At 72.0% G+C, this 8525-nt stretch carries 6 protein-coding genes; all 6 read left to right on the top strand.

From position 1 onward, the window contains the following. A partial coding sequence (locus AOK11_RS29210) for a hypothetical protein (protein WP_240497532.1) occupies positions 1-792 on the top strand: 792 nt, incomplete at its 5' end. A gap of 210 nt (positions 793-1002) precedes the next feature. Further along, on the top strand, positions 1003-2523 hold the full coding sequence (locus tag AOK11_RS29205; RefSeq protein WP_055596722.1) for an aldehyde dehydrogenase family protein: 1521 nt from the start codon (positions 1003-1005) through the stop codon (positions 2521-2523). A 276-nt stretch (positions 2524-2799) separates the two neighbouring features. Then, complete coding sequence (locus AOK11_RS29200) at positions 2800-4335, top strand: GMC family oxidoreductase (protein ID WP_055596721.1); 1536 nt, start codon at positions 2800-2802, stop codon at positions 4333-4335. Next, complete coding sequence (locus AOK11_RS29195) at positions 4335-5564, top strand: quaternary amine ABC transporter ATP-binding protein (RefSeq protein ID WP_055596720.1); 1230 nt, start codon at positions 4335-4337, stop codon at positions 5562-5564. Before AOK11_RS29200 ends, AOK11_RS29195 begins: the two co-directional genes overlap by 1 nt. Further along, complete coding sequence (locus tag AOK11_RS29190; RefSeq protein ID WP_055596719.1) at positions 5564-7510, top strand: ABC transporter permease; 1947 nt, start codon at positions 5564-5566, stop codon at positions 7508-7510. Before AOK11_RS29195 ends, AOK11_RS29190 begins: the two co-directional genes overlap by 1 nt. A 1-nt stretch (position 7511) precedes the next feature. After that, entirely contained in the window at positions 7512-8468 is a 957-nt protein-coding gene (locus AOK11_RS29185; protein WP_055596718.1) for an ABC transporter substrate-binding protein, read from the top strand. Positions 8469-8525: the final 57 nt, after the last annotated feature.

Here is an 8525-nt window from a genome sequence, read left to right as displayed (position 1 = left end):
CCGTCTCCGGTCGAGCCCGCGTCCCCGGCGCCGGCTCGGCGCGGGCTCGACCGGAGACGGGTGTGGTCCGTGGTGGGCGGGGCCGCCGTGGTCGGGGTGGTCGTGGGACTGGTGCTGACCCAGACCCTGGGAGGCGACAAGGAGGCGGACGGCCAGGGGGACGACAAGGCCGCCTCGGCGGGCGTGTCGCAGCCGGCCGGCTCCGGGTCGCCCGGAACGCGGGAGGCCCCGGCCCCGGGGCAGTCGACGTCCGCCGCCGAGGAGCCCACCTCGCCCGACCTCGACCCGGACAGCACCGTCCCCGACGGTTACGACCTGTACGCCGACTCCGAGGGCTTCACCATCGCCCGGCCCACGGGGTGGACCCGTAGCAGCGTGTCCTCCCAGTACGGCATGGAGGTGGTCACCTACCGCAGTCCCGACCGCGGCATGCGGCTCCAGGTGTTCGAGGTGGCGGAGCCCTCGCCCGACGCGTCGTACGAACTGTTCCTCTCCGACGCCACCCCGAAGGCCCCCGGGTTCGAGCAGCTCTCCCTCGAAACGCTGGACGACGGCGACTTCACCGGCTCCCGGTTGGAGTACCTGGCGGACTCGATCAGGGGGGAGCCCGACGTCGGGACCTGGCACGTCGTCGACCTGCGCTTCCAGGCCGCCGACGGCAAGCTGTACGCGCTCGCCGCCTACGGGGCCGACTCCGACGGTCGCGAGGACGAGCGGGAACTGATCCGCACCGCCCTCGAACACTTCTGCCCGCCGGCGACCACCTGCGGGACCGCCACGGACCTCGGCTGAATCGACTCCGACCGGAGTTTTGCGATGTCCTCTCCGTTTTGACCACATGTTATGTGATGCAGCACACCTTCCGCGATGAATCGCGCATGCATTCGAGGTTCGGGGGAAGGAGCCACCCCGTTCCGTGGGTGACGCCCGTGTGACTCGACCTGGTCATTCGGCCTGTGTCACTCATGGGCGCCGAACAGGAACGGAAGGCAGCAAGCGATCATGGCGGACAGTACGGAACTTCAGGTGCGCACCTCCATCCACGCGGGAGGCGAGTGGCGGGCGGCCGTCTCGGGGGCCACGCGCGAGATCCTCGACCCCGCGGACGCCCTGCCGTTCGCCGTCGTCGCGGAGGGCGACGAGAAGGACGCCGATCTCGCGGTGGCCGCCGCCCGGCGCGCGTTCGACGAGGGCCCGTGGCCGCACACCCCGGTCGCCGAGCGGGCCGCGCTGCTGCGCCGCGTCGCCGGTCTCCTCGTCCGGGACCGGGAGGAACTCGGCCTGCTGGAGAGCCGGGACGCGGGCAAGACCGTCGAGGAGGGGCGCGTCGACATCGACTGTGTCGCCGACGCCTTCCGCTACTTCGCCGACCTGGTCGCCGGGGAGGCCCCCGGCCGGGTCGTCGACGCGGGCTCCCCCGACGTCCACAGCGTCGTCGTGCACGAGCCCGTCGGCGTCTGCGCCATGATCACGCCCTGGAACTATCCACTGCTCCAGGCCAGTTGGAAGATCGCCCCGGCGCTCGCGGCCGGCAACACCTTCGTCGTCAAGCCCAGCGAGATCACCCCGCTGACCACCGTCGCGCTCATCGCTCTGCTGACCGAGGCGGGACTGCCCGCCGGTGTCGCCAACATCGTCACCGGCCCCGGCCACACCGTCGGCGCCCGGCTCGCCGAGCACCCCGACGTCGACCTGGTCTCCTTCACCGGCGGACTGGCCAGTGGCACCAAGGTCGCCCGGGCCGCCGCGCCGGGCGTGAAGAAGGTCGCCCTCGAACTCGGCGGCAAGAACCCCAACGTGGTCTTCGCCGACGCCTGCGCCACCGAGGAGGGCTTCGACACCGCCGTCGACCAGGCGCTCAACGCGGCCTTCATCCACAGCGGTCAGGTCTGCTCGGCGGGTGCGCGGCTCATCGTCGAGGAGTCCGTCCGCGACCGCTTCGTCACCGAACTCGCCCGCCGCGCCGAGGGGATCAGGCTCGGCCGGGGCACCGCGGACGGCGTCGAGTGCGGACCGCTGGTCTCCGGGCAGCAGCGGGACAAGATCGAGGCGTACGTCGCCTCCGCGCTGAAGGAGGGCGCGGTGCTGCGCTCCGGCGGCAAGCGGCCCGAGCCGTCCGCCGAGCGGCCCGAGGCCGGTTACTTCTACGAGCCGACCGTCCTCGACCGCTGCCACCGCGAGATGCGGGTGGTGCGCGAGGAGGTGTTCGGGCCGGTCCTCACCGTCGAGACCTTCCGCACCGAGGACGAGGCCGTCGACCTCGGCAACGACACCGAGTACGGGCTGGCCGGCGCCGTCTGGACCGCCGACGCGGGCCGCGCCCGGCGGGTGGCCGGACGGCTGCGCCACGGCACCGTGTGGATCAACGACTTCCACCCCTACCTCCCGCAGGCGGAGTGGGGCGGCTTCGGCAAGAGCGGAGTGGGCCGCGAACTCGGCCCGGCGGGCCTCGCCGAGTACCGCGAGACCAAGCACATCTACCAGAACCTCGCGCCGAAGCCGGTGCGTTGGTTCGCGGGCTGAGCCGCCGCCACCGAGCGGCACCCGTGGCGGACCCGGCACCCGCGCCCCGCGGGAGGCACCCGGCGTGCACGGTGCACGCGCCTCCCGCGTGCGGTCGCGGCCGCCGGGTGGCCCGGGGGCACCCTCCCCCGGGCCGCCCGCCCCGGAGCCCGTCACCCGCCGTGCGTCCCACGCGTCCCGCGTGACGACGTACCACTTCGAGCAGCCCCCTGCCCAGGACTCCACCCGTGGTTCCGCCGACAACCCTCGTCCCCCAGTCCCCGTAGGAGTAATCCCATGCCGGATCCCACCCACGAACACACGTACGACTACGTCGTCATCGGCGGCGGCACCGCAGGGTCCGTCATCGCCTCCCGGCTGACCGAGAACCCCGAGGTCACCGTCGCGGTCATCGAGGGCGGCCCCAGCGACGTCGGCCGTGACGACGTGCTGACCCTGCGCCGCTGGATGGGCCTGCTCGGCGGCGAGCTGGACTACGACTACCCCACCACCGAGCAGCCGCGCGGCAACTCGCACATCCGGCACAGCCGGGCCCGCGTGCTCGGCGGATGCTCCTCGCACAACACCCTCATCGCGTTCAAGCCGCTCCCGTCCGACTGGGACGAGTGGGAGCAGGCCGGCGCCCAGGGGTGGGGCGCGGTGCAGATGGAGGCGTACTACGCCCGGCTCAGGAACAACATCGTCCCGGTCGACGAGAAGGACCGGAACGCCATCGCCCGTGACTTCGTCGACGCCGCGCAGGCCGCGCTCGGCGTGCCGCGCGTCGAGGGCTTCAACAAGAAGCCGTTCCACGAGGGCGTCGGCTTCTTCGACCTCGCCTACCACCCGGAGAACAACAAGCGCTCCTCGGCGTCGGTCGCGTATCTGCACCCGGTGATGGACGAACGCCCCAACCTGACGCTCCTGCTGGAGACGTGGGCGTACCGGCTGGAGCTGAACGGCACCCGCGCCGAGGGCGTCCACGTCCGTACCAAGGACGGCGAGGAGATCCTCGTCCGGGCCCGCGGCGAGGTCCTGCTGTGTGCCGGCGCGGTCGACTCGCCCCGGCTCCTGCTGCACTCCGGCATCGGTCCGAAGGCCGACCTGGAGGCGCTCGGCATACCCGTGGCGCACGACCTTCCCGGTGTCGGCGAGAACCTGCTCGACCACCCCGAGTCGGTGATCGTCTGGGAGACGGACGGACCCATCCCGGACAACTCCGCGATGGACTCCGACGCCGGCCTGTTCGTGCGCCGGGACCCCGGACACGCGGGCCCCGACCTGATGTTCCACTTCTACCAGATCCCGTTCACGGACAATCCGGAGCGCCTCGGCTATCAGCGGCCGGAGTTCGGCGTCTCGATGACCCCGAACATCCCCAAGCCGAAGAGCCGCGGCCGGCTCTACCTGACCAGCGCCGACCCCGAGGTCAAACCCGCGCTGGACTTCCGCTACTTCACCGACGAGGACGACTACGACGGCCGCACCCTCGTCGACGGCATCCGCATCGCCCGCGAGATCGCGAAGACCGAACCGCTGGCCCACTGGCTCAAGCGCGAGGTGGCCCCCGGCCCCGACATCACGGGCGACGAGGAACTGAGCGAGTACGCCCGTAAGGTCGCGCACACCGTCTACCACCCGGCGGGCACCTGCAGGATGGGCGCCGCCACCGACGAACTGGCCGTGGTGGACCCCGAGTTGCGGATCCGCGGACTGCAGGGCATCCGGATCGCGGACGCCTCCGTCTTCCCGACCATGACCGCCGTGAACCCGATGATCGGCGTGCTGATGGTCGGCGAGCGGGCCGTCGACCTGATCGGAGGCGGTGTGTGATGAGCAGGGCGACCTCTGCGACTCCCCAGCCCTCCGGTACCACCGCCGATCCGGAGGGCGGCCCGCCCGTCTTCTCCGTCGACGGACTGTGGAAGGTCTTCGGCCCGAAGGCCGAGCGCGTCCCCGCCGACCCCGGGCTCACCGCGCTCGACCCGGCCGACCTGCGCAGCCGCACCGGCTGCACGGTCGCCGTCCGGGACGTGAGCTTCGACGTCCGCAAGGGCGAGGTCTTCGTCGTCATGGGCCTGTCCGGCTCCGGCAAGTCCACGCTGGTGCGCTGTCTGACCCGGCTGATCGAGCCGACCGCGGGCTCCATCTCCATCGACGGCGAGGACGTGCGCGCGATGGACAAGGCGCGGCTGCGCGAACTGCGCCGGCACCGGGCCGCCATGGTTTTCCAGCACTTCGGCCTGCTGCCGCACCGCACGGTCCTGGACAACGTGGCCTACGGTCTCGAGATCCAGGGCATGGGCCGGGCGCAGCGGCGCGCGAAGGCCGCCGAGGTCGTTGCCAAGGTGGGCCTGGAAGGCATGGAGCAGCGCAGACCCGCCCAGCTCTCCGGCGGTCAGCGCCAGCGCGTCGGGCTCGCCCGCGCGCTCGCCGTCGACCCCCAGGTGCTGTTGTTTGACGAGCCGTTCAGCGCGCTCGACCCCCTCATCCGGCGCGACATGCAGGAGGAGGTGATCCGGCTGCACCACGAGGAGGGCCGCACGATGGTCTTCATCACCCACGACCTCAGCGAGGCGCTGAGGCTGGGCGACCGTATCGCCCTGATGCGCGACGGACGGGTGGTCCAGCTGGGAACCCCCGAGGAGATCGTGGGCTCGCCCGCCGACGACTACGTCCGCGACTTCGTCCGGGACGTCCCGCGCGAACAGGTCCTCACCGTCCGTACGGCCATGCGCCCCGCCTCGTCGGCGGACGAGGCCGGCAGCGGACCCGCCGTCCGCCCCGACGCCACGGTGTCGGAGGCCATCGAGGCCGTCGCCCGCGCGGGCTCCCCGGCCCGGGTCCTCGACCAGGGCCGCTGCGTGGGAATCGTCGACTCCGCAGCCCTGCTGTCGGTCGTCGCGGGGACGGGGACGCTTGCCGCCACGGAACCGTCCACCGCCACGGAACCGTCCACCGCCACGGAACCGTTCGCCGCCACGGAACCGTTCGCCGCCCCAGAGCCCTCGCCCGCACCCGAGCCCTTCGCCGGGACGGAGCGCCCCGAGGGGGCCGTCTGATGGCGACCGTCACCGCCGTCGCCCCCCGGGCCGGCGAGCGGCCGGGGCTGCTCGGACGTGCCGCCGTACGCAAGCTTCTGCTGCTTGCCGTGGCCGCCGCGGTCCTCGTCCCGTTCGCCGCGGCCCGCTGGGCGAGCGGCAGCTGGCCCGAGGCGCTGACCGTCGACGTCTCCGGACCGCTGGCCGGCGCCAGCGACTGGATCATCGACAACCGGGACTCCCACCCCCTCTTCCTCTACTTCTTCGGCCACGTCAGCAACGTCGTCGTCATCGCCGTACGAGCCGTCTACCTCGCCCTCCTCGCCGTCGGATGGGCGGGAGTGACCGCCGTCGCCGGGCTGGTCGCCTGGCGGGTCGCGGGCCTGCGGCTCGCACTCGGCACCGCTGTCGCGTTCCTCGCCTGCGGTCTGCTCGGCATGTGGGTGCCCACCATGCAGACGCTCGCCCTGATGGTGGTCGCGGTCGCCGCGTCCGTCGTCCTCGGCGCGCTGCTGGGACTCGCCGCCGGACTCTCCGACCGCATGGATCGCGTCCTGCGCCCGGTGCTGGACACCATGCAGGTGTTCCCCGCCTTCGCCTACCTCCTGCCGGTCGTGCTGGTGTTCGGTATCGGTGTCCCCGCCGCGGTCCTGGCCACCGTGATCTACGCCGCGCCGCCCATGGCCCGGCTGACCTCGCTCGGCCTGCGCGGCGCCGACAAGGAGGTGCTGGAGGCTGTCGAGTCGCTCGGCGCCGGTGCCCGGCAGCGCCTGCTGACCGCCCGCATCCCGCTGGCCCGCAAGGAACTCCTCCTCGGCCTCAACCAGACGATCATGATGGCGCTGTCCATGGCCGTCATCGCCTCGGTGATCGGTGCGGGCGGCCTCGGTGACCGGGTCTACCAGGCGCTGGCCTCGGTCGACGTCGGCGCGGCCCTCGCCGCCGGCATTCCGATCGTGCTCCTCGCCGTCGTCCTCGACCGCGTCACCGCCGCGGCCGGGGCGAACACCGACGGGACGCCCCGGCCCCGTACGCACTGGCTGTACGTCGTGGTCGGCGCCGCGGCCGTCGCGGTCGCCGGGCGTCTGGCGGACCGGCTGGAGTGGCCGGACGGGTGGGTCGTCGCGATCGCCGAACCGGTCAACCGGGCCGTCGACTGGATGACCGACCACCTCTACTCGGGTGTCCCCGTCATCGGCGGCACCGCCGACTGGGCCGCCCGCTTCACCACCTGGGTGCTCGACCCGGTGCGGGACGGACTGCAGTGGCTGCCCTGGTGGTCGGTGCTGCTCGTCGTCGCCGCCCTGGCCTGGCTGATCGGCACCTGGCGCACCGCGCTCACCGCCGTCCTCGCCATGGCCGGCATCGGGGTGCTCGGGGTGTGGAACCCGTCCCTCGACACGCTCTCCCAGGTCCTCGCGGCCGTCGCCGTCACCCTCGTCATCGGCTTCGCGATCGGTCTCGCCGCATCCCGCAGCGACCGTGTCGAGCGGCTGCTGCGGCCGGTCCTGGACGTCTTCCAGACGATGCCGCAGTTCGTGTACCTGATCCCGGTCGTCGCCCTGTTCGGCGTCGGCCGTGCCCCGGCCGTCGCCGCCGCCATCGTCTACGCGCTGCCGGCCGTCGTCCGCATCACCACCCAGGGACTGCGCCAGGTCGATCCGGCGGCGATGGAGTCGGCCCGCTCGCTCGGCGCGACCAGCGGCCAGCAGCTGCGCCAGGTCCAGCTCCCGCTGGCCCGTCGGGCGCTGCTCCTCGCCGTCAACCAGGGCGTGGTCCTGGTCCTCGCCGTCGTCATCATCGGCGGCCTGGTCGGCGGTGGCGCGCTCGGTTACGACGTCGTCTTCGGCCTCGCGCAGGGAGACCTGGCGACCGGCCTGGTCGCGGGAGCCGCGATCGTCTGCCTGGGCCTGATGCTCGACCGGGTGACCCAGCCCACCGAACGCCGCGCGAAGAAGGGAGCCTGACATGCGACTTCGTACGACGTCGGCCATGGCCGGGGTGTCCGCGCTCGTCCTGCTGACCGGCTGCGGTGCCGCCGACATGACCAAGCAGGCCTCGCCGTTCGCCAACGCCGAGGGCGCGCGGACGGTCACCCTGTCCGTGCAGTCCTGGGTGGGCGCCCAGGCCAATGTGGCCGTCGCCGAGTACCTGCTGGAGCAGGAACTCGGCTACCGCGTCGACACCGTGCAGATCGACGAGGTACCCGCCTGGGACGCGCTCAGCCAGGGCCGGGTCGACGCCATCCTCGAGGACTGGGGCCACCCGGATCAGGAGCAGCGGTACGTCGAGGACAAGAAGACGATCGCGCCCGGCGGTGATCTCGGGGTCACCGGGCACATCGGCTGGTTCGTGCCGACGTACTTCGCGGAGAAGCACCCCGACATCACCGACTGGAAGAACCTCGACAAGTACGCCGATCAGTTCCGCACCGCGGAGAGCGGCGGCAAGGGCCAACTGCTGGACGGTTCACCGGCCTACCTCACCAACGACAAGGCGCTGGTGAAGAACCTGAAGCTGGACTTCAAGGTGGTGTTCGCCGGGTCGGAGGCCGCGCAGATCACCCAGATCCAGCAGTTCGCCAAGGAGAAGAAGCCCTTCCTCAGCTACTGGTACACACCCCAGTGGCTGTCCGAGAAGGTGCCGATGACCGAGGTGAAGCTGCCCGAGTACGAGGAGGGCTGCGACGCCGACCCGGCGAAGGTCGCCTGCGCCTACCCGCACACCCCGCTCCAGAAGTACCTCAACGCGGACTTCGCGAAGGACGGCGGCGACGCGGCGGACTTCCTGAAGAAGTTCCGGTGGACGACCGAGGACCAGAACGAGGTCTCCCTGATGATCGCCGAGCAGCGGATGGCGCCCCAGGAGGCGGCGAAGAAGTGGGTGGACGGCAACGAGTCCACCTGGAAGGCATGGCTGTCCTGAGGGCCGGTCCGATCCGGTCCGCCTGACGGTCGGTCCGGCCCGGGCGTGACACGCGGC

Source organism: Streptomyces hirsutus (genome assembly GCF_001418415.1).
Taxonomy (GTDB): Bacteria; Actinomycetota; Actinomycetes; order Streptomycetales; family Streptomycetaceae; genus Streptomyces; species Streptomyces hirsutus.
The sequence above is the reverse complement of the archived record's forward strand: the minus strand, read 5'-3'. Positions and strand labels throughout refer to the sequence as shown.

What these genes read in the sequence shown, in the direction of transcription:
- AOK11_RS29185 (WP_055596718.1), top strand. Translation starts at nt 7,512, where the DNA reads ATGCGACTTCGTACGACGTCGGCCATGGCCGGGGTGTCCGCGCTCGTC.
- AOK11_RS29195 (WP_055596720.1), top strand. Translation starts at nt 4,335, where the DNA reads ATGAGCAGGGCGACCTCTGCGACTCCCCAGCCCTCCGGTACCACCGCC.
- AOK11_RS29190 (WP_055596719.1), top strand. Translation starts at nt 5,564, where the DNA reads ATGGCGACCGTCACCGCCGTCGCCCCCCGGGCCGGCGAGCGGCCGGGG.
- AOK11_RS29200 (WP_055596721.1), top strand. Translation starts at nt 2,800, where the DNA reads ATGCCGGATCCCACCCACGAACACACGTACGACTACGTCGTCATCGGC.
- AOK11_RS29205 (WP_055596722.1), top strand. Translation starts at nt 1,003, where the DNA reads ATGGCGGACAGTACGGAACTTCAGGTGCGCACCTCCATCCACGCGGGA.